Source organism: Nostoc flagelliforme FACHB-838 (assembly GCF_014698065.1).
GTDB lineage: Bacteria > Cyanobacteriota > Cyanobacteriia > Cyanobacteriales > Nostocaceae > Nostoc > Nostoc flagelliforme_B.
Genome location: NZ_JACJSI010000081.1, coordinates 1 through 20,819 on the forward strand (window position 1 = coordinate 1; position 20,819 = coordinate 20,819).

Genomic DNA, 20,819 nt, shown 5'->3' on the forward strand with positions numbered 1-20,819 from the left:
GGTTGCTGGGATATGCTTTACTCATGTCACTCTCTCGGTACTGTTTATTATCTATTCACAGCTTATACTGAGAGAGCTTTTTTACACCTTTTCCGACTTTTCAAACATCCTCTTAGCCACACTAATTGGGGTACAAGCCAACAGCCTTAGTCTGTGGGATTTCACTAATTTAGGGTAACAGTTATGGGTCATCACTTCTGTTACTGTGGCGCGATCGCTACATAATTTATTGAATGCGATCGCTCTTACTTTAATCCTAGTTAGTGATCGCACTTTCCCCCCCCTTCAGATTATTCTGAAAATATCCTAAGTTCCCAACATCTGCAAGTTATGCAAAGTGGCATAAAGCCCTCCCTCTTGTATTAGTTGATCGTGGCTTCCCTGTTCGATTAATTCGCCGCGCTTCAGAACAAAAATCCGGTTTACATTGCGAATTGTAGACAGGCGGTGAGCAATAATAATCGCGGTACGTCTGAGCAAAAGCTGGTTTAATGCTTCTTGAACTAAAGCTTCTGTGCCAACATCTAAACTAGCGGTAGCTTCATCTAGAACCAAAATTTGGGGATTGCGAATGGCAGCCCGCGCAAAGGCTAAAAGTTGCTTTTCACCACTAGAAATATTTGTACCCCGTTCTCGCAGTTGAGTATCATACCCTTGCGGTAGTTGTTCTATAAACTGGGCAATGCTAGTTTGCTCTGCTGCTTGTTGAATCTGTTCAATGGTATAGCCATCTCCTAAAGAAATGTTGCTTTTAACATCGCCAGCAAACAAAAAGCCTTCTTGGAATATTACTGCCATGTAGCGCCGCAGTTCTGCCTGTGGTACTTCCCGAATATCTATACCATCTATGAGAATGCGTCCTTGGGTGGGTTCGTAGAGGCGGCACAAAAGACGGATGATCGAACTTTTACCCGCACCTGTGGGGCCGACTAATGCAATTTTTTCACCTGGATGAATGGTAAAATCTAAGTCTTTAATTACGTAATCATCATTTTTGTAAGCAAACCAGACGTGATCAAAACGGATTTCTCCCAGTTCAGGCGCGGAAGTGATGTCTGGAGATTCTAGATTGGCAACGATCTCGTCTATGTAACCAAATTTTGCATCCAATATTGAGAAGCGGACATTGGCGCGATCGCGGATTTCTATCGGTTCATCTAATATATCCCCCACGCGTTCAATAGCAGTGAAACCAGCTTGAATTACTGTAAATTTTTCCGCAAAATCCCTTAAAGGATCAAATAATCGCTGGGCATATAAAATAAATGCAGATAATGTTCCAAAAGCTAAAGTTTTTCCTAACAGTAACGAACCACCTAAGCACAAAACAGCTGCGATCGCAATCAGACCAATCCATTCCAAGGTTGCTGAAATAAATGAATCATAAAAGATGGTTTTATCCATTTGCTGAGTGTAGCGGCTGTTCGTGGCGCGAAACAATTCGGCATTAAATCTTTCCCTGCGGAACAACTGCACCACGTTAATACCAACCACATTTTCTTGTAGCTGTGAGTTCAATATAGAAAGTTCTTCTCGCCCTTTATAATTGGCTTTGCGGTACTGTTGCTGAATGTAAACAATTAACCAAGTAATTGGTAACAACATTAATAGCAGCAAGCAAGTGAGTTGCCATTCGAGAGAAAACATTAAACCCAAAATCACCAGCATGGAAAACAAATTGGACACAATGCCAATTGCCCCAGTAGAAAATACATCACCTAACACTTCCACATCACTGGTGATTCTGGTGATTAATTTACCTACGGGTGTCCGGTCAAAAAAGCGTACTGCTAATGATGTGACATGCTGAAATAAGTCTTGGCGGATTGCTGCGGTGATTTGTTGCCCTAGCTTTTGTACTAAATAACCTTGATAGCCTGTCAAAATTAGTCGGCTAGCGATCGCAACTAACAATATTCCTTGCAGGATATTTAGCCCTTGGGACAAGGGGCGATTCCTGAGAAATTCGTAAGTGCTTGGTTCATTGCGAATTAGGGAAATAGCTTGGCCAATCAACAGTGGTTGTATGGCATTAGCTAGTGCGATCGGTACAAGTAAGCTCATTGATAGCACCAATAGCCGTCCGCTACGACGGGCATAAGGCACTAGACGTAAAAACAACCGCCAGTCATTATCACGGCGATGGTCTTGCGTGTAAGATTTTTTGAGAGATTGGTAGATGCTCATAGTAAGAGCATTATATTAATGTTTGCCAAAAAATACGCTTGTTTAAAGTAGCGTTTAAACCCCTACTCTGATACCATACCTGAGATAGAAACCGCAAGACCGCTACTAACATCCTATATTCCTCAAGACCTGGATGAACTTGCTCTCATTTTTAGTAACCCAGCAGTTATGAGGTATTTATCGAGAGGGTTTATACCCAACGTGTGATTCAAAAGGTAGGGATGAAGTACGAAAAAAATGCTTGCTATTATGGTCATGATGTAGGATAATACGCTATTTCTCAAATAGAATGGCAGCCGGATGATTCCCTTTACATTTTGAAACATTAAAGTAAGTCAAGAATCTGAGCATTGTCGATTGTATAAAATACAGAGCACTGGGGCACAGCACTGCTGTGCCCTCACCATGTGTTGCATCCAAACGAAAGCTGCTATAGGTCTTTCTTTGAGGCGCGTAGATAGCAGTCGCCTTTACTAGCGTATTTGTATTAATTGCTTCATAAATATCCCTGTAAATATGAAACAATAGCATACTTCTCTATTTACGTCTTATATCTAAAGATAGAAGATTAAGGTTAGAATTTGGGAAACCTAGCCTAAGAAGGGTTCACTCCCAAAAATGTCTTGCCTACTTATCGCAGAATGCAACTGAGGTCAGATGAAGCAACTTTTAAATCAAGTCAAAGAGTGGGAACAACGTCGTGATGAAGCAAACCACTACTACCAGCGAGGTAAATTTCAGGAATCTCTCGATCTTGCAATCAAGAATCTACACCTAGCTAGAGCAATTCCAGACCGAACCAGAGAAGGTTCTACATTGAACGACCTTGGTTTAGCTCACCTCAGTTGCTGCCAGCCTCAAAAAGCATTAGAGCATTTTCATCAGGCCCTTTCGATTGCTGTTGAAATTAGCAACCCTGCCGCACAGGCAACTGCACTTAGCAATCTGGGTTCTACCTATAGCCGTCTTGGACGCTTTTCGCAAGCGTTGGAATATTTTGACAAAGCACTGCCAATTTTTAGGCTATTGCAAGATACTCAAAGTGAAGTTTCTACTCTCAATGATGTAGCGCTAATTTATACGCGGTTGGGCGAACCCAAACGGGCACTGTTGCTACAACACCAAATTTTGACGACGCGCCGATTGTTAGGTGATTTTTCTGGTGAAGCAACAACTCTAAATGGCATTGGGTTTGCTTATAACGTCTTAGGCGAGTTTGAGGAAGCTCTAGAATTTTTTCAAGCAGCACTTCCAATTCAACGAGCAGTGAAGAATTTGGCTGGTGAAGCAACCACCTTGAATAATATTGCCTCAATGTATAGTGATTTAGGAAAACCGAAACAAGCCTTATTGCTCTACCATCAAGTTCTTTTGACACGTAGGGCCATCAGCGATCGCTCTGGTGAGGCTACAACCCTTCACAACATTGGTTTTACCTATAGCAACCTGATAGAGCATCGGCAAGCAATGAAGTTCTATAAGCAAGCCATTGCAATTTATCAAGAACTGGGCGATTCTCTAGGAGAAGTTTCCACTTTGCTGAATATGGGAAGCCTTTACGCCGTCACGAAACGCAAAAAAATGGCGCGATCATGCTACAAAAATGCCCAAGGGTTAGCAGAGCAAATCGAACATCAGCCACTCTTAGAAAAAGTACAGCAGTTCATAGATACTCTGTAGTGTTGCCAGGGCGGTTACAAACCTCAAGTACACGAGACTTTACCCGCCCGTGTTCGTAGCAAAGATTTTACTCCTTATTTTCTAAGCACTAAAGTGCTTACTCAACGCGAAAGTTAGTCGCTCATTGGCTGTCTCCCCTTCTCTACCAGACGTTACGCGAAGGGAGAAGACCGTGCTAACAACTGTCGAAAATAGCTTGATAAAGTAATGGTCTTGTAACATTACTTTTAAGCTATTGACAAAGAAATTCATGAAAGCTTACGAAATTCAAAGCAACGCCGGAATTGATGCCCTCGCATTAGTCGATCGCCCTGAACCAAAACCCGCAGCTGGACAAGTTCTGATTCAAGTCAGAGCAACATCCTTAAATTACCGCGATCTGCTTGTCATAGAAGGAGCTTACGGTACTGGACAGAAATATCCGTTAATTCCTATGTCTGACGGTGCGGGGGAAATTGTAGCGATAGGGGAAGGTGTGACACGGGTGAAAATAGGCGATCGCGTGGCGGGTATTTTCTTCCAAGATTGGATTTATGGCTCTTTAACCAAAGAGAAAATGAAATCCGATCTCGGAGGCGGTATTGATGGAATGCTGGCTGAGTATGTTGTATTACACCAAGATGGTTTAGTAATATTACCTGACCACTTATCGTATATTGAAGGCGCAACTTTGCCCTGTGCAGCAGTCACAGCTTGGCATGGACTAGTGACAAAGGGCAATATTGGCGCAGGTGATAGTGTTTTATTACTCGGTACTGGAGGAGTTTCAATTTTTGCTCTCCAGTTTGCCAAGATACATGGTGCTAGAGCAATTATTACTTCCAGCAGTGATGAAAAATTGGCGCGAGCCAAACAGCTTGGGGCTGATGAGACAATTAACTACAAAACAACCCCAGATTGGGAAAAGCAAGTTTACCAACTAACTAATCGCACGGGTGTAGATCATGTAGTTGAGGTGGGCGGTGCAGGTACTCTGCCAAAATCACTACAAGCAGTCCGCATTGGAGGGCGTATTAGCTTGATTGGTGTATTGTCAGGCAGAGGAAATGAGATTGACCCCATGCCAATACTTTTCAAGAGTTTAACAGTTCAAGGAATTTATGTTGGTAGTCGGGAAATGTTTGAGGCGATGAATCAGGCGATACAACAACATCAAATCAAACCGATTATTGATCGAGTTTTCTCCTTCACCGAAGCACGAGAGGCTTATCATTACCTCAAAAGTGCGGCTCATTTTGGTAAAGTTGTAATTCGTAATTCGTAATACTCGCCTTTGGTGAGAAGCAAGCTAGGTAATTTTAAAGAATTTATAACTATGTTTCAAGTGGAAATTTAAACCCCACTTGAAACATAGTTATAAATTACGTTTAAACAGCAGCGAGAGTAGGCGCAGCGAATTTACCATATCGCTCGATGTAGAATTCTTTAGAGGGAGCGATCGCTTTCACCGACCCCAAGGGGTCTCATTACTCAAACCGATATAGCGAATTTTCCCTTATTTTATGGATATAGTTGCTTATGATTCCATAGATGAGCCAGATAAGTAAGCTAGTTGAGAGTAAGAAAAAATCTAAATCTGTAGTACAGAATACTTGCTTTTATTGAGTTTTTGTGAAATGAACTGTTTTAGCCTCAGCGTATACTACGTTAAATTAGTCAAATTACCGTAGTACATCATGTGATCGCGATTTGGGGATCTTTTGTCATTTGGCTCAATTAATAACACGCCCTTATGTTTCGGTCACGATTGTATTAGAACAACTCTACTTCTCACTACTGTGAGATGTGCAAGCTTTTCAAAATATAACTAGATAACTCACAAAATCCTTCCCCTTCGGCAGCAGCGGTAATATAAGCAGGCTGATATTTCAACTGATTCACATATTCCAGAACATTCGCCACGCCTACAGAAACAGGAAAATAACGCCGATCAAATAAACTTTCATCATTAGGGCTATCGCCAACAGTGACAATTTGTTCTGGTGAGTAGTGTGGCAAATATTCGCGCAATACCTGCAACAATCCCACAGCTTTATCTTGCCCTTGGGGTTTAATGTGACACTGCACATTGCTATAGGTAAATCCCCAACCCATTTGTTGACAAAGATTATCTAAGGTTTGTAATTCGTCTTGATGCAAACCAGCTACATCAAAAGTCCAGTCGGTGATGCGAAAGCGATTATCAGCAGATTCTTGGATTTGGGGAAATTTAGTTTGTAAATTTTCAAAAGTCGTAGCCAAGCGCTGACGATGTTGAGTTAAATCGGGAATGGGTGTTAAGACTACTGGTTTCTGGTTCCCAGGTGGAAAATATAAACCACCATTTTCTGCCATAGCACCTGCTACTGGCATCAAGCTACTCAATCCACTCACCCACCCAGCAGAACGCCCTGTGACAATCAGCACCTGAATGTCATCTGCCGCTAAATCCTCTAAAGCTTGCAGCAGTGCAGGAGTAAATTTTCCTCGTCTAGTCAGGGTGCCATCCATATCTGTGGCTATCAGACGAATTTTGCTAAGGCTTGTAGATGAAATCTCAGACAGGGCAGGAAGGCTCAAATGTCTGGACATATACGGTTTGTAAAACGGTTGTAAAAAATATTAATCATACAGCAAGATGGCATTGAATATTTGGGCATCCTAAACATCAGGAGTCAAGTTTTTCAGTTTTCAACCATGTCCACTTCGATGTTTCTTGCCCAATCCTCCGGGACAAAGACTAAAAAGGCATCCCAGGAAGTGCCAGCAAGTAATCCTCAGATACCACCATTATTGTTGGTAACTTCAGGAGGACTGGCTTTAGCGGTGATTGCTTTGATTGTGTATAGTAAGCTCCAGAAGGATAAGCTGGAGAAAAAACTTAAGTTTGAACAATTCCGTGCGCGAGAATTAGAAAAAAAGTTTAAGCTGGCGCTGGAAACAATTCGCAAAATGGAAACTAATCCTGATTTGGTTAACTCACGGGACTTTAACCTAGATTATCTGCGAATGCGGATGTCAGAGGAGGTGTTTCATTTTGCAATTCTTAATCAAGTGAAGATTCAGATCAAAGAGAAAATTTCTCAAGCCTTGCGTCCAAATCAAGCACAACAAGGATCAGTCGGAATTGCTAATAGTGCAGGGCGGCAAATAGATGAAATTTTTGATGTAGAGTATGAGACTGGTACTCCGCCGAATTCTGCAAAACGAGTATTGTTTCGGATTCAAATCCGGTTAATGAAGTTACCGACGCAAGCAACTTCTGCGACTATTAGTCAAATTATTGACTGTATAGAAACTTACCTTAGCCCCATAGAAGATGAAGATAGTTGGCAACCAATAATTCAAGGTCGGATTGCTACTATGCATTGGGATCAAAAGGCTAAACCTACGCCTTTACTGGTGCTAGAACAGTCCAATGAAGGGGTAAATGTGACTTTTCGTACTAGCCGCCAACCAAATACCCCAACTCCGCCAAAGCCACCTGGAATGAAAAAATCAGGCTCGGCTAGGCAATAAATGATGGCTGTCATTTGTCATTTGTCCTTTGTAGATGCAAATAACTAATGACAAAGAATGATCCTTATGAGTAAATAGGCTATGTTTATTTGCGTCACAGTTCAGTTATCAGTTGTGATTTCTCATTTTGGAATCATGGCTGAATAACTGTATTTGAGGAATTACGGGTTAAAAGACCATCTTCCATTTCTACAATGCGATCGGCTATGTCTAAAATGCGGTTGTCGTGTGTGACTAATAAGATAGTAGTTCCCTGATTTTTGGCTAGACTCTGCATTATTTCCACGACATCGCGTCCTGATTGTTTGTCTAATGCTGCTGTTGGTTCGTCTGCTAGCACCAGTGGAGGATGATTCACTAAGGCGCGAGCGATCGCAATTCTTTGTTTTTGTCCACCAGAAAGATTGTCTGGGTAGTAATCAACTCGTTCTTCTAGACCCACAGACCCCAACATGGCTTTTGATTTAGCCACTGCTTCTGTTTGAGAAATATTATCGTTCAATTCTACCGCCATTTGCACATTTTGCTTCGCAGTCAAGAACCCTAGCAGATTGTGAGCTTGGAAAATATAACCAATGTTGCGTCGCATCTGCACTAGTTTGTTTTGACTGACACCAACAAGTTCCTCACCTAAAAATTTTAAACTTCCTTCTTGTACAGACCGCAAACCACCAATTAAGCTCAGTAATGTTGTTTTACCTGAACCTGATGGCCCGGTCATAATTACAATTTCACCAGGATAAATTTCTAGGTTGATGTCAAATAATATCTGTTTTCTCAGTGCGCCTTTGCCATAGTAATGGTTGAGATTTTTAATGGCAATTACAGGTTCTTTTTCTATCATAATTTTGTTAGTTATAATTTAGACTTTTTGAAATTTAACTGTAGTACCTACCAAAAACAAAGGTTTCTTAACTATTAATTATAAGCTATGCTTTTAACCGATATCTTTTAATTAATATTGAATTAATTAAAAGATATCTGCTGGATCAGCAGAGCGTAGTTTACGGACTGCGATCGCACCAGAAATAATGCACATTAACATAGTCAAAATCAATACCATTATCGCCCGATCAAAACTCATAAAAACTGGTAAAAGTGTTGCTTCTCTAGCACTTTTATACATAAATAAAGCAAATACTATTCCAGGGAAATATCCTAAAAGTGCTAGCAGCAAAGCCTCTTGAAGAATAACTGTCAATAAATAGTTTTGTGTGTAACCTATTGCCTTGAGAGTAGCGTATTCAGCTAAGTGATCTGCAACTTCTGTATAAAGGATTTGATAAACAATCACAGTTCCCACAATGAAACCCATGACAGTACCTAATGTGAAAATAAACCCAATTGCTGTACTATTTGCCCAATAACTCCGCTCAAAATCAATAAATTCTTGTTTAGTTAAAACATTTACTTCATTAGGTAAATACTTTCGTAATTCTAGGGCGACAACTTTAGCATCTGCTCCTGGCTTTAATCTAATTAGCCCAATATCAATTAATCCTTTTTGACGATTGCTAAATATTCGCAGGAAGTTTATATCACTGGTAATTAAATTACCATCTGCGCCAAAGGATGCACCTAATGTAAATAGTCCTTCTACTTTAATTCGCCGCCTCCGCACTTCTGCTGCTACAGCCTTTCCTTGGTCATAATTAGTAGCGATCGGGCCATATTCCACCCTAGAAGAACGGTCAAATAGAACTACATCAGGTAGTTTAAGCTTATCTAAATTTTCCTGAACACCAGGTAAATTAACTATGTTAGTTTCTGGGTTCATGCCAAATATCAGGATACTTCGAGGACGGCCTGTTACAGGATTTTTCCAGATTGTAAAGTCTAAATAGATCGGATGTACTGATTGGACTGCGGGTAACTCTAAAGCTTTATATAATCGTCGTTGAGAAAAGCTTCTCATCGCCAAGATAGCATTAGATTGACTATTAATTAAAACAATATCGCCTTGCAAGCTGTTATGGAATCGAACGTTACTATAATACAGAGCATCTCGAAAACCGAGTTGCATAAACATTAAAATATCAGCAAAGGAAATTCCTGCTAAAGCCACAGCTAGGCGAGTTTTTTCTCTTGTTAGTTGTAGCCAAGACAGAGGTATTTTTTGATTCATTTTATAGGCATCAAATTGAATTTGTAAAATGATTAAAATTGATGAACCGATTTATTTAAAAGCATTTGCAATCCAAAATATCAAATCATGAATCGATATTGCTGCTCATCTATAACTTAATTAGTTATTAATCTCGACAACAACTTTGGCGTAGGTTAAACCAGAAACTTTCTGGCTATCTTCTGGAGATAGAGCAATTTTCACTTCTACGACTCTGGCATCTACATCTGCTGCTGGATCTGTATTCAGCACATCTTTTTTACCAATTTTTCTGCCAATTTCAGTGACAGTTCCTTTTAATTCGCCGCTAAATGCGCCATTATCGCTGGTGACAGTAGCATTTTGACCAATACGCACTTTACCAATGCTGTCTTCGGCGACTTCAGCAATCACAAACATTTGGCTGGTTTGACCAATTTCAGCAATGCCATTAGCACCGATCGCTTCGCCTGATTTGGTGTAAACTTTTAAAATCTCTCCAGCGATTGGTGCTTGAACGTAACTTAACTTTAGTTCTGCTTCGGCTCTTCTGATATTTGCGATCGCATTACTAACTTGGGCTTGCGCTATTTGCACATCGGTAGGACTAACGTCTAAAATTCTGCTCAGTTTGGCCTTTTCTTCATCGATTTGTCTTTGCAAAGTTGCTACGGTTTTATCACGGTTAACTTTGGCTTCGATTAGCTGCTGTTGCAAAGTTGCTAAATTTTGTATTTGAGTAGCTCTGGCTTCAGCAATTTGCTGTCGCAGGGTTGCCAATGTCTGCCTTAGCGTAGCTTGGCTTTCAGCAACCTGTTGATTAGAAGTTACTGCACTCAAGCGTCTTCTGTCTCGCTCTTGCTGAGAAATAGCACCTTCTCTGTATAAATAATCATAGCGTCCGGCATCGACTTGAGCATTGCGCTGTTCGGCTCGAATACGTGCAACTGTTGCTCTGAGCGCATCTCTTTGCCCACTGAGTTCAGCTTCTAAGCGATTTACTGTTGCTTGTTGGACAAGTTTATCACCACTTAACTGAGCTGCAATCCGTGCGATCGTTGCTTGCCCTGCATTCCTTTCCCCAACTACCTGCGCTTGTAAGCGAGCAATAACTGCTCTTTGGGCTTGAATATCTCTTGGAGATCCAGCCCTAACTTGCGCTAAATTCGCACGGGCTTCTTGCACTTTGGCTTTTGCCTCTTGTAGACCGGCTACTTGGGTATCGCGGTTATCCAAAATTGCGATAATTTGGCCTTGCTTTACCTGTTCACCCTCTCTCACCAGAAGTTGCTGAATTCGTGATGATGGTGCTAATCCTGATGAGGGGGCGGACAATTTAACAACTTCGCCTCGCGGTTCCAAACGCCCTACAGCACTAATGCTATTGCTAGATGGCATTACGGGGACAGATGTAGTTAGTTTTCTTAACTGCTCGATTTTAGCTGTACCTAGTATCCCAGCAGCGATTACTATTGGCACGGCTACAGCGATACCCCACCAAATCTTAGGTTGTTCTTGATTAAGTGGCTGCTCACTTGGCTTTGGCTTTTCAGTCACCCTTGACATAGTATGTTGCCTGTTTACCTGAATTGTGCTGATGGAAGTAAAAATAAAAAGGTTTTTAATCAACAGCCAGCCGTTTAGGACAAACAACAGTGGTTTAAAGCTGGGTATGGCTTAAAATCCATTGTGTGATGAACGTTCAACACTATGGCTTTGCAAAATGGTGTTTTCTATAGTTTTTCTCGTTTGTATGCAATACAGTTTGACCTCACTTCCATTCCTCTCTCCTAAAAGGAGAGAGGCTTTGAATATTACTCCCCTTCCCTTATAGGGAAGGGGCTGGGGGTTAGGTTTGTATTGAAACTGAGAAACGCTATAGTAGCTGGCTATTCAATAACTCTGAGTATTATTGAGACATGAGTGCAATGGAAGTTAGCAGAATTCACAAGCAGTATGAATCTAGATGTAGAGACACGATATCTCACGTCTTTACACAAAATCCTAAATTGCTATGATGCGGTACTTTACTGCTACATTCATTACGGCTACAGTTAGTTACAAAATTGAAAAGAAACGTCAAAAATAGACTGTTATCTTTGCTGGATACAATCTTTGTACAAAAGTTTAGTCTTCCTTAAGTGAATCAAGGATTAATTAACTAAAAAATATCTGTCAACTTGAGCATTCCTAACATTAAAGTTTCCTTAACTTTTGGTCAATGAGTTAGCAGGGCCACTTGCTTGCACCTACCAAGACAACAAACCATTTTGTGATATGCGCTTCAAAAACTTTACTACTCTCCCTGTTGCTGTTTTGGAACTCCATTAAACTCTCGTTGAATGAATTCTACATTTATCCATGACGCGAAAACGTAACAGAACCTACAGATAGGGGAGATGGGGGGATGGAGACGATGATTAAACCAATTCGCAATTCGCAATTCGCAATTACGTTTTGTAACGGGGATTTTACCCCGACACAAAACGCGCTGCCTATAGGGGGCAGGGGACTTAAATCCCTAAACTTTGTTAAGTTGGAAGGTCGAATAAAACTGTTGTCATATAATTTTCTGCCCAAGCTGGGCCAAAGGCTTTTTCTAGTACACGGCGGGTTTTATCGTTTTGCTGCTGTTTGGTGCAGTAGTTGTGTTGTCCGGCGAGATTTTGTGTGACTTGTTCAGCTGAAACAGGATGTGAGGCGATCGCTTGGGTACAATGAATGTCTAAAAATTCTCGCACCCGTGAGAGAAACATTGTTTCTTCTTCTGGGGAACTGGGGCGGACAAAGATGCAAAAATCCGAAAAAATATCTCCCCATTCAGGTAATTCACGAGGTTGGGAAAAGTTAAGCACTGTTAACTGTATCAGTGCAGAAGTATAAGATTCTGGTAAGGTGCGCTCTATTTGGATCGGAGAAAGGTCTGCGATCGCTGCACTAATTTGCCCTCTACCCCCAACTAAATCGCAACCAAACATCGGCAGGTTGTATTCTGGACGGGGAAACATAACGCAGTGCAAAATATCCAGCATATTTCCGATTTTTGCCAGTTCCAAGTGCATTTTGCGGAACTGGGGCGTTTGATAGCAGCGGTTTTCAATCGTCAGTTTTTCGCCTTCTAGTCTACCTTCCACATATCCCAACTCATCAGGCAAATGGTAGGGCGATAGATCCAGGTGCTGATGCCAAGCTGCCTCAATACAATCAGCTAGCTGACGAATTAGGGGATGTTGTTGCTCACGCAGCGAGGGTGTAGAAGTAAATGACATATTCTAGTTGGGAATGCGATCTAGTGGCCAGTCTACAACCTGTCGTGCCATACCTGTTGTGGTCTGCAATATAAGCAAACACTTACACCCAGCCAACGTAAATTTATAAGACAGATGCTTCTCAAAAAGATTATTTATTTTGTAGTCTAGGTTACAGAATTAATTTTGGATTAGCCCATTTGTGAAGGCTAATAGAAAGCTATGAAACTAGATTCTCGTAGACCAGATTTTGCTGTACAACCAAAAAGACACAATCTGGAAGGTTTACAGAGGTTAAGAGCTTCTACTTGGGTGAAAATTTTGCAACTTCCTAACCCATTTAGTTTTGACGAAGCACTTTTATTATGTCCGGTTTCAGCAGATGAATGGCTAGTCTGGATTCCAGATCATGGCGAAGCAACACTCAATATTAAGCAATTTAGTTATTAGTCATTTGTCATTGGTTAATAAATTTAGACAAGGGACTATTGCCAGAAATCAGTGGCCTCGTATCCTAGTTCCCCTAGCATCTGCCGCAGCAGGGGTAAACTGAGTCCAATTACATTCGTATGACAGCCTTCAATTTTTTCGACGAAGAAACTACCAAAACCTTCAATTGCAAAGGCTCCAGCACACTTGAGGGGTTCACCTGTGGCAACATAAGCAAGAATTGCGCGATCGCTCATTTGAGCAAAATAAACTCTTGTAACTTGAGACTTGACTAAAGTACGGTTTTGGTCAAGGTCAATTAAGACATGACCTGTGTACAAGTCGCCAAAGTTACCTTGCATTATCTGCCAACGGGCGATCGCTTCAGAAGTATCTGCTGGTTTGCCGTAAATTTCACCATTCATGGACAAAACTGAATCACAACCCATAATCAAAGCCGATTCAAACTGTGGGGCTATAGTTTCCGCCTTGTACTGGGCAAGAGTTTTGACCAATTCTGCTGGTTCACTTAATTCAATTTGCGACTCATCAAAGTCACTTGCTCGAACTATCGGTTCAATACCAACAGTTTGCAACAAGCGGCGTCGGGCTGGGGAAGCGGAGGCAAGTACAAAAGGTGGAATTTTCATGATATTTCCAACAAACTTCATAATTGGGAATAAAGCATAGGGCACTGGGCATTAAAAAGAAGCAAAACGGCGGGGAGTAGGGGGCAGATGGGAAAATCCTTCTTCTTTGCTCCCTGCTCCCCTGCTTCTTCCCCATTCCCCACTCCCCAATTAATAGACAGAAAAAGAATTAACAACCTCATCAATCATCCGTTTAACTTTCTGCCAGCGTTTTTCAGGAATTGAGGCGTTGAAGGTAAAAAGTTTACCACGACTCACAGCAACGCTGGCGATGTTGTGTCGTTGCTGTTGATTGGGGAGTTTAACCTCATACTCTAAAAGGTAGTATATTTTACCGTCTACTTCTCGCTGTGAGGCATTGACTAATTCAGCCGAACGGCCAGAGTCGGGAGGTGCGAGAGCCGCTTTTCCTAATTTGTATCCTACTTCTGTTGGGGTTCCCAATTCTGACAAAGTTTTGCCTTCTGGAACTGGGCTAATCACAACCGAAACATTTTCGGATACCTCAATCAAATCGTGGAAAACCACATCTGGCCCATCGGCAACTTTAACTGGTAGCCAGCCGTTAGGATATAAAAACTGATAGCCATCATTAGTGTCTACAAAGCTTTTGAGTCCAGATGCAGCAGCCACATCAGAATTACACAGGCTGAAGCTCAACATCAATAGCAAAATTAATACAATTCGTTTCCACATTTCTAAAGATTCCTTTGGGCTGGAGGCAACACCAGACAAGCATTATTTCTCGTCTTTATTCTCCCACCAACCGGGACGCTTCGGATGATACATTGGATGCTGAGGTATAAATGCTTAAATGTCGGCAAATACTCGCTCATGTATCGCCTTACTGATGAAAGAAAAAAATGTAGGTTAGGTTTCAATACTTCTCGGTTAAAGGGAAAAGGGGAAAGGGAAAGAAAAAACCTTTAACCTTTTCCCAAAACCCGATTCCGAATTAAAAATGCAAAACCCGAGAAGTATTGAGTTGGGTTTCGTCCCTCAACTCAACTTATTCCTAAATTTATCAAAGCCGATAGAAATAAAAATTAGAAACTTTTGTTTTTTGAAATTTTATAGAGGAATCTTATGAGGAAACCAATTTAACCAAGCATCCCAACTTTCTACAATTTGGGCAAATTCTGCATAACCTCCTGCTTGAGGATGAACACCATCATTGGCTTTTGCCTCATTTATCCAGATGTTTGATTTTTCTAATATCGGAAAAATATTTAAATAAGATACATTTAATTCATTACAAATTAAAGCAAACTGTTTAGATAAATCAATAATTCTCTGCCTTCTTTGAGGATCTTCTTGTTCTGCGTATGGCGCAGGGCCAACCATCAACACAGGGTACAATTTCTGAGCTTCACTTAATATTTCACAGGCATTTTTGATGGAATCTGCAAAATCTACGCGAGTTTTACCATTTTCCAATGTTGTGTCATTCAATCCAAAAGAAAATATAACTCTGCCATCATATTCTTTGGATAAGCGAAGTGATACTTCCTGTAACCAACGCTTTGCTATATCGGTACTAGTCTCTCGCCTAATTCCTAAATTATAGTAAGTAATGTCATAACCTTTTTTATTAGCATTAGCGCATATCCTACCCGTCCAACCAAGACATTCAGGATCGCCAGTGCCGTTAACAAAAGAGTCACCAACAAAACAAATTCTTACTTCTTGTAGCATTATTAGTTTCTTAAGAAACCTATAGGCACAGAGAGAATAACTCCGCGCCCCTTTGTATTTCCAAACAAATTTAGTAAATAGGAGAGGTAGATAATTCTACCTCTCCTATACAGGGATAGACAAATTAATTGAACTATCCCATGATTAATTCCAACTAACTAGACTTAGTATTTGTTGGGTTTGTGAACAAGAAAGCTGAGAACTTGGCACTGCTTGATGTTGTCAAAACCTACAACACGGATATAGCTGGTGTTGAATTGAGAACGGCATCCTTGAACTTCGCTCAATACTTCTTGAGTAGATTTAGCACCGAACAAAGGCAGCTTCCACATTGTCCAATATAATTCTGTTGGCTCAGAAGTTTCATTGAACTCGATTGCTGGAATGTAACCTTGATTCAAAATGTACTGAATCTGCTTGGCAATTTGAGCATCAGTCAGGGGTGGCAGATAAGAAAGGGTTTCGTAACGACGCTCTTTTGGTAAAGTTTGCATAGCTTTTTGATAATGGGTTGCGATTTTTGACTACTAGGTTGACCGAACTAATTGGATAAGTTATCCAAATTCGGATCTGAAGTTGCTTGCTGTTCCGGTTGCAGGCTGGGGTTAGATGTGTTTATTCGTGTGATGCGTTCTAAATGCTGGCGACGCTGTTCCATGTTGGATTGCTGAATGCCAGTGCGAACCATTTCCGGTAAAAATTCTGCAATTTCTTCGGCAATGTGTTCTCTGACAGTCATAATTCGCAAAGCCAAATCCGGTTTTTCTCGCAACAGTTGCTCAATGTATGACTCACCATTCTGGATTTTGCCAGACGAAAAGTTATGCAACCAAAGTTCTAATGGAGGATTCGTTTCGCCTAGCTGTGCCAATACTGTCCTTAGAGCCTGATAAGTCAGATAGCTTTGGAGAGTTTTGGCTGTGTCCTTCGCAATTTGCTTAAGATTCATGCTTGACCCCAGCCCTGAAGAGTTATGAGTTATGAGTTATGAGTTATGAATTAATGCAAATCCTAACTCTTAACTCTTAACTCTTAACTGTTAACCCAGATCAGACGGTATCCATTGCTTCAAACTCGAACTTGATTTCTTTCCACAGTTCGCAAGCAACAGCTAGTTCAGGAGACCACTTGGCAGCTTCGCGGATGATATCGTTACCTTCACGAGCCAAGTTGCGACCTTCGTTACGAGCTTGAACAACGGCTTCCAAGGCGACGCGGTTAGCGGTTGCACCAGGAGCGTTACCCCAAGGATGTCCTAGAGTACCACCACCGAATTGTAGTACGGAGTCATCACCAAAGATTTCTACTAGTGCAGGCATGTGCCATACGTGGATACCACCAGAAGCAACTGCCATTACACCAGGTAGAGAAGCCCAGTCTTGGGTAAAGTAAATACCACGAGACTTGTCTTGCTCAATGTAGTTTTCACGCAACAGGTCAACGAAGCCCATTGTGATGCCGCGCTCACCTTCTAACTTACCAACTACGGTGCCGGTGTGGATGTGATCGCCACCAGACAAACGTAGGGCTTTAGCCAATACACGGAAGTGAATACCGTGGTTCTTTTGACGGTCAATTACAGCGTGCATAGCACGGTGAATGTGTAGCAGGATACCGTTATCACGACACCAACGAGCCAATGTGGTGTTGGCGGTGAAACCTGCGGTGAGGTAGTCATGCATGATGATGGGCATTTTGAGTTCTTTTGCGTACTCAGCCCGCTTCAGCATTTCTTCACAGGTAGGAGCGGTAACGTTTAGGTAGTGACCTTTAATTTCACCGGTTTCTGCTTGGGATTTGTTGATAGCTTCAGCTACGAACAAGAAGCGATCGCGCCATCTTTGGAATGGTGCGGAGTTGATGTTTTCGTCGTCTTTGGTGAAGTCCAAACCACCGCGCAAACACTCGTATACAGCGCGTCCGTAGTTCTTAGCAGAAAGACCCAATTTGGGCTTAATAGTACAACCGAGCAAAGGACGACCGTATTTGTTTAACTTGTCGCGCTCAACTTGGATACCGTGAGGAGGCCCTTGGAAGGTCTTGATGTAAGCTACTGGAAAACGGATGTCTTCTAGACGGAGTGCCCGTAGAGCTTTGAAACCAAATACGTTACCGACAATTGAGGTCAAAACGTTGGTTACAGAACCTTCTTCAAACAAGTCCAAAGGATAGGCAACGTAGCAAATATACTGGTTGTCTTCACCGGGAACTGGTTCGATATCGTAGCAACGACCTTTGTAGCGATCGAGGTCGGTGAGCAAGTCTGTCCACACAGTTGTCCATGTACCTGTGGAAGACTCAGCCGCTACAGCCGCACCTGCTTCTTCGGGAGGAACACCAGGCTGAGGTGTCATGCGGAACGCAGCTAGAAGATCGGTATCTTTTGGTGTGTAATCGGGTGTGTAATAAGTTAATCTGTAATCTTTAACCCCGGCTTGATACCCAGACTTGCTCTGAGTCTTCGTTTGAGCGTAAGACATAATTTTATCCTTCCCTGAAATCACTCTTGTTAATTATCAAATCACGTTTTGTGCAACTTCCCCTCACCCAATTTCCCCCCCTTCATCGGGAAGAAGATTCAGGAAAAATTTTTGTTAGGGGTTGTTTTTGCTAAAAGGTAGTAGTTTTTTTGCGGCGGACACTTTGTTAGCGGTGGTAGCCCTCCTCACCAGTGTTATCCCCTTCTAGGGGTACACGACCTAGCGCTTCTACTGTTTCCTCTTCCTACGAATCAAAATTCTTTTTTACCTCTTCTTCGCACCCAACTAAACTTTCTCAATTTCACCAAAACTTCCGCTTTTTGCGGCTCGATTTAGATAATTCCCCTACAAATCGGGGTATTCAGGGGATTGGGCTGGCTGGCACACATTCCCGCCTTTACACTCCCTCTATCTTTTCCTTTGATGGAAAAGATACCAGAAAAGAATTTACTTGACAGAGATTTAGCAGAGTGATGAGCGAAAGATAAAAAATTGCACACCACGTAATTTGTAACTTATTCCACAATATATCAATAATTCGATAAGTTATTCTTTGAAAGTTTTTAACTTATATATTTAATTTTGTTATTACATAAAGTTTTAAACTTTTTGTTACAAATGCTTTACAAGGTGTCATGAATAACTGTAAAGAAACTTTTCGGGAGTGGGGGAGCAGGGGAAGAATTTCTAACTCTTGACTAATGACTTAATGACAAATTTGAGAAAGATTGCCCATAACGTTTAAAAAATAACAGCTAGGGGAACACTGGAACTAACCCAAAGCCAGTTTAGGTAACAGCTATGGGTACTGTCTCCAAAGGAAATGTCACCGTGGTATTGTTTTGCAAGCGTAGTAGTTTATTGATTACTTCTATTCTGCTGGGGTTGATAGCTCCACCAAATATAGGATGGGCACAAAAAACCCCTGACATTAATTCATCTGATTTAACCCCCGCTTACCCACCTGCGGCACCGCCACCGCGAGTAGAACCTTTGCCCAATGAGCGAGGAGTGCAAGAACATTCACCAGAAACTGATTATCGTGTCGGTAACTTACTAGAAGATGTTACAGGCAATCTTTGGGTAGGTTCTTGGCGCGGACTATCGCGGATTGATCCTAAAACTGGCAAGATTGTTTCTCGTGTTAGTTTACCGAATATTGCCATTGGTGCTTTAGCCCAAGACAAAGTAGGACGTTTATGGGTGGGAAGTTATGAGGGACTAGTCCGAGTAGACCCCCGCACTAGCGAAATCACCGCGCAGAATTTATTTTTGCCTTCTAAACGGGTGTTGTCGTTGTTACTTGACAAACGGGGTTATTTGTGGACTGGAACTGATAACGGTTTAGCTCTCATTAGTCCCGACCAAGGCTTGATTATGACAACATTAAAAAATCTGCCTGGTGTCAGCGCCAATACCCTGACTTTAGATGCTGAAGGTCAATTGTGGGTTGGCACTCTTGATGGATTAGTACGGGTAAATACTGCTAGTGCTGCAATTATGAAGCGGATTGCCGATTTACCAGGGACGACTGTCCAAGCTTTAGCTATCAGTCCAGAAGGGTTAATTTGGGCGGGAATGCCGAATAATTTGCTAGTTATTAACCCGAAAACTGGTGCAGTGTTGCGGTCTGTAACTCGCCTGCGTGGGCGTAACGTAACAGCGATACGTTTTGCTAAAGATGGTAGTGTCTGGGTCGGGACTAACAATGGTTTGTTACGATTAAATCCAAATACAGGCGCTGTGTTAGATGCAGAAGTTGCTGGACTTCCTTCTAGTCGGGTTCTTGCCCTTGCACCTGACATCGCTAATAAATTATGGATCGGCACTAGTGAAGGTCTAGCTTGGTTAATGCCCAAAACCAGTAGTGCAAAACCTCATATTGCTTTCAGTCGCGCCGTTAAATGATTAGTCATTTGTCCTTTGTCTTCTGTCCTTAGCAAATGACTAACGACTAATGACAAAGGACAAAAAATCTAAAATCCAAAATCTAAAATCTAAAATTGGCAATGGCAATCACTACCCAGCAATTAATTCAATGGAAACAACAGGGACGTTCAATTGTGGCGTTGACCGCCTGGGATTATGCGATCGCTCAACTCTTAGACGCAGCTGGTGTAGACTTAATCCTCGTGGGTGACTCTATGGCAGTAGTTCTAGGGTATGAAACAACACTGCCAATAACTTTGGATGAAATTATCTATCACGCCAAATCTGTGCGTCGTGGGGTTAAACGGGCATTAGTAGTTGTAGATTTACCATTCTTGACGTATCAAGAAAGTCTCCAACAAGCAATGCACTCCGCTGGGCGGGTACTGAAGGAAACGGGCGCTCAAGCGGTAAAATTAGAAGGTGGCTATCCTGCGATCGCCCAAACTGTGGCTCGTTTAGTAGAAGCTGGAATTCCGGTAATGGGTCATGTTGGTTTGACACCACAATCAATACATCAACTGGGTTTGCGCCAACAAGGTAAGACGCAAGAAGCGAGTGAAAGGATTTTACAAGAAGCGATCGCTCTCGAACAAGCGGGTGTATTTTCTCTCGTGTTAGAGCATATCCCCGCAGATTTGGCAATGCAGATTTCACAAAAATTAAGTATTCCCACAATTGGTATCGGTGCGGGAACTCACTGCGATGGACAAGTTTTAGTTACCTCAGATATCCTCGGACTTACAGAGAAGCATCCACCATTCGCCAAAGTCTATACAAATTTGCGCGAGACAATTACTAAAGCCGTGCAAGATTATGCCGTGGAAGTGCGAGAACGGAAGTTTCCTTGAATAATTCTGAATCAATCGAAAAGTTAAATAAAAAACCCCGACTTCATAGCCGAGGTAGATGGGAGAAC

The 20,819-nt window shown here is 41.8% G+C and carries 19 protein-coding genes; 6 read left to right on the forward strand and 13 right to left on the reverse strand.

Going from position 1 to position 20,819, the window contains the following annotated elements; all coding sequences use genetic code 11:
* Positions 1-81: 81 nt before the first annotated feature.
* Together H6G97_RS27085 and H6G97_RS27090 are read right to left on the reverse strand one after the other, a co-directional pair.
* Positions 82-273: a hypothetical protein gene (locus H6G97_RS27085; RefSeq protein ID WP_190943672.1), complete on the reverse strand. Its 192-nt coding sequence runs from the start codon at positions 271-273 to the stop codon at positions 82-84.
* Between the two features lie 33 nt (positions 274-306).
* Entirely contained in the window at positions 307-2,187 is a 1,881-nt protein-coding gene (locus H6G97_RS27090; protein WP_190943673.1) for an ABC transporter ATP-binding protein, read from the reverse strand.
* A gap of 657 nt (positions 2,188-2,844) precedes the next feature.
* Here H6G97_RS27090 and H6G97_RS27095 point away from each other — a divergent pair.
* Together H6G97_RS27095 and H6G97_RS27100 are read left to right on the forward strand one after the other, a co-directional pair.
* Positions 2,845-3,867 (forward strand): tetratricopeptide repeat protein, encoded by a 1,023-nt coding sequence (locus tag H6G97_RS27095; RefSeq protein WP_190943674.1) that lies wholly within the window; start codon positions 2,845-2,847, stop codon positions 3,865-3,867.
* A 250-nt stretch (positions 3,868-4,117) separates the two neighbouring features.
* On the forward strand, positions 4,118-5,131 hold the full coding sequence (locus H6G97_RS27100) for a zinc-dependent alcohol dehydrogenase family protein (RefSeq protein ID WP_190943675.1): 1,014 nt from the start codon (positions 4,118-4,120) through the stop codon (positions 5,129-5,131).
* Between the two features lie 509 nt (positions 5,132-5,640).
* On the opposite strand, the gene H6G97_RS27105 is transcribed toward H6G97_RS27100, so the two are convergent.
* Positions 5,641-6,438, reverse strand: a complete 798-nt coding sequence (locus tag H6G97_RS27105; protein WP_190943676.1) for an HAD family hydrolase — start codon at positions 6,436-6,438, stop codon at positions 5,641-5,643.
* 105 nt (positions 6,439-6,543) lie between these two features.
* Here H6G97_RS27105 and H6G97_RS27110 point away from each other — a divergent pair, with 105 nt between their 5' ends.
* Entirely contained in the window at positions 6,544-7,365 is an 822-nt protein-coding gene (locus tag H6G97_RS27110) for a hypothetical protein (protein ID WP_190943677.1), read from the forward strand.
* 133 nt (positions 7,366-7,498) lie between these two features.
* On the opposite strand, the gene H6G97_RS27115 is transcribed toward H6G97_RS27110, so the two are convergent.
* From H6G97_RS27115 to H6G97_RS27130, 4 genes are all read right to left on the reverse strand, one after another.
* Positions 7,499-8,209, reverse strand: a complete 711-nt coding sequence (locus H6G97_RS27115) for a DevA family ABC transporter ATP-binding protein (RefSeq protein WP_190943678.1) — start codon at positions 8,207-8,209, stop codon at positions 7,499-7,501.
* Positions 8,210-8,335: 126 nt separating this feature from the next.
* Positions 8,336-9,490, reverse strand: a complete 1,155-nt coding sequence (devC, locus tag H6G97_RS27120) for an ABC transporter permease DevC (RefSeq protein WP_190943679.1) — start codon at positions 9,488-9,490, stop codon at positions 8,336-8,338.
* Positions 9,491-9,610: 120 nt separating this feature from the next.
* Positions 9,611-11,035: an HlyD family efflux transporter periplasmic adaptor subunit gene (locus H6G97_RS27125; protein WP_190943680.1), complete on the reverse strand. Its 1,425-nt coding sequence runs from the start codon at positions 11,033-11,035 to the stop codon at positions 9,611-9,613.
* Between the two features lie 965 nt (positions 11,036-12,000).
* Entirely contained in the window at positions 12,001-12,738 is a 738-nt protein-coding gene (locus H6G97_RS27130; RefSeq protein ID WP_190943681.1) for a phycocyanobilin:ferredoxin oxidoreductase, read from the reverse strand.
* Between the two features lie 201 nt (positions 12,739-12,939).
* On the opposite strand from H6G97_RS27130, the gene H6G97_RS27135 reads away from it, so the two are divergent.
* A complete protein-coding gene (locus H6G97_RS27135; RefSeq protein ID WP_190943682.1) occupies positions 12,940-13,167 on the forward strand; it encodes a hypothetical protein in 228 nt (75 codons plus the stop codon).
* A 35-nt stretch (positions 13,168-13,202) separates the two neighbouring features.
* Here H6G97_RS27135 and H6G97_RS27140 read toward each other — a convergent pair whose 3' ends face one another.
* From H6G97_RS27140 to H6G97_RS27165, 6 genes are all read right to left on the reverse strand, one after another.
* On the reverse strand, positions 13,203-13,796 hold the full coding sequence (locus H6G97_RS27140) for a Maf family protein (protein WP_190943683.1): 594 nt from the start codon (positions 13,794-13,796) through the stop codon (positions 13,203-13,205).
* A gap of 150 nt (positions 13,797-13,946) precedes the next feature.
* Positions 13,947-14,492, reverse strand: a complete 546-nt coding sequence (gene psbP, locus H6G97_RS27145) for a photosystem II reaction center PsbP (protein ID WP_190943684.1) — start codon at positions 14,490-14,492, stop codon at positions 13,947-13,949.
* A 375-nt stretch (positions 14,493-14,867) separates the two neighbouring features.
* The gene (locus tag H6G97_RS27150) at positions 14,868-15,491 is read right to left on the reverse strand and encodes a GDSL-type esterase/lipase family protein (protein WP_190943685.1); all 624 of its coding nucleotides are present in this window, start codon (positions 15,489-15,491) and stop codon (positions 14,868-14,870) included.
* A 164-nt stretch (positions 15,492-15,655) separates the two neighbouring features.
* Entirely contained in the window at positions 15,656-15,985 is a 330-nt protein-coding gene (locus H6G97_RS27155; protein WP_190943686.1) for a ribulose bisphosphate carboxylase small subunit, read from the reverse strand.
* 47 nt (positions 15,986-16,032) lie between these two features.
* Positions 16,033-16,440 (reverse strand): RuBisCO chaperone RbcX, encoded by a 408-nt coding sequence (rcbX, locus tag H6G97_RS27160; protein ID WP_190943687.1) that lies wholly within the window; start codon positions 16,438-16,440, stop codon positions 16,033-16,035.
* A gap of 100 nt (positions 16,441-16,540) precedes the next feature.
* Positions 16,541-17,971 carry a form I ribulose bisphosphate carboxylase large subunit gene (locus H6G97_RS27165; RefSeq protein ID WP_100900845.1) on the reverse strand — a complete coding sequence of 477 codons (1,431 nt, stop codon included), beginning with the start codon at positions 17,969-17,971 and terminating at the stop codon, positions 16,541-16,543.
* Between the two features lie 801 nt (positions 17,972-18,772).
* On the opposite strand from H6G97_RS27165, the gene H6G97_RS27170 reads away from it, so the two are divergent.
* Both H6G97_RS27170 and panB read left to right on the forward strand, forming a co-directional pair.
* Positions 18,773-19,879 carry a ligand-binding sensor domain-containing protein gene (locus H6G97_RS27170; protein WP_190943688.1) on the forward strand — a complete coding sequence of 369 codons (1,107 nt, stop codon included), beginning with the start codon at positions 18,773-18,775 and terminating at the stop codon, positions 19,877-19,879.
* A 101-nt stretch (positions 19,880-19,980) separates the two neighbouring features.
* Positions 19,981-20,751: a 3-methyl-2-oxobutanoate hydroxymethyltransferase gene (panB, locus tag H6G97_RS27175; protein ID WP_190943689.1), complete on the forward strand. Its 771-nt coding sequence runs from the start codon at positions 19,981-19,983 to the stop codon at positions 20,749-20,751.
* The last annotated feature ends 68 nt before the right edge of the window (positions 20,752-20,819 follow it).

Excerpts from the sequence above, each read along its gene's own strand:
- H6G97_RS27170 (WP_190943688.1), top strand. The coding sequence starts at position 18,773 with ATGGGTACTGTCTCCAAAGGAAATGTCACCGTGGTATTGTTTTGCAAG.
- H6G97_RS27135 (WP_190943682.1), top strand. The coding sequence starts at position 12,940 with ATGAAACTAGATTCTCGTAGACCAGATTTTGCTGTACAACCAAAAAGA.
- rcbX (WP_190943687.1), bottom strand. The coding sequence starts at position 16,440 with ATGAATCTTAAGCAAATTGCGAAGGACACAGCCAAAACTCTCCAAAGC.
- H6G97_RS27105 (WP_190943676.1), bottom strand. The coding sequence starts at position 6,438 with ATGTCCAGACATTTGAGCCTTCCTGCCCTGTCTGAGATTTCATCTACA.
- H6G97_RS27150 (WP_190943685.1), bottom strand. The coding sequence starts at position 15,491 with ATGCTACAAGAAGTAAGAATTTGTTTTGTTGGTGACTCTTTTGTTAAC.
- H6G97_RS27095 (WP_190943674.1), top strand. The coding sequence starts at position 2,845 with ATGAAGCAACTTTTAAATCAAGTCAAAGAGTGGGAACAACGTCGTGAT.
- panB (WP_190943689.1), top strand. The coding sequence starts at position 19,981 with ATGGCAATCACTACCCAGCAATTAATTCAATGGAAACAACAGGGACGT.
- H6G97_RS27115 (WP_190943678.1), bottom strand. The coding sequence starts at position 8,209 with ATGATAGAAAAAGAACCTGTAATTGCCATTAAAAATCTCAACCATTAC.
- H6G97_RS27155 (WP_190943686.1), bottom strand. The coding sequence starts at position 15,985 with ATGCAAACTTTACCAAAAGAGCGTCGTTACGAAACCCTTTCTTATCTG.
- H6G97_RS27110 (WP_190943677.1), top strand. The coding sequence starts at position 6,544 with ATGTCCACTTCGATGTTTCTTGCCCAATCCTCCGGGACAAAGACTAAA.
- H6G97_RS27125 (WP_190943680.1), bottom strand. The coding sequence starts at position 11,035 with ATGTCAAGGGTGACTGAAAAGCCAAAGCCAAGTGAGCAGCCACTTAAT.
- H6G97_RS27100 (WP_190943675.1), top strand. The coding sequence starts at position 4,118 with ATGAAAGCTTACGAAATTCAAAGCAACGCCGGAATTGATGCCCTCGCA.
- devC (WP_190943679.1), bottom strand. The coding sequence starts at position 9,490 with ATGAATCAAAAAATACCTCTGTCTTGGCTACAACTAACAAGAGAAAAA.
- H6G97_RS27165 (WP_100900845.1), bottom strand. The coding sequence starts at position 17,971 with ATGTCTTACGCTCAAACGAAGACTCAGAGCAAGTCTGGGTATCAAGCC.
- H6G97_RS27130 (WP_190943681.1), bottom strand. The coding sequence starts at position 12,738 with ATGTCATTTACTTCTACACCCTCGCTGCGTGAGCAACAACATCCCCTA.
- H6G97_RS27090 (WP_190943673.1), bottom strand. The coding sequence starts at position 2,187 with ATGAGCATCTACCAATCTCTCAAAAAATCTTACACGCAAGACCATCGC.
- H6G97_RS27140 (WP_190943683.1), bottom strand. The coding sequence starts at position 13,796 with ATGAAAATTCCACCTTTTGTACTTGCCTCCGCTTCCCCAGCCCGACGC.
- psbP (WP_190943684.1), bottom strand. The coding sequence starts at position 14,492 with ATGTGGAAACGAATTGTATTAATTTTGCTATTGATGTTGAGCTTCAGC.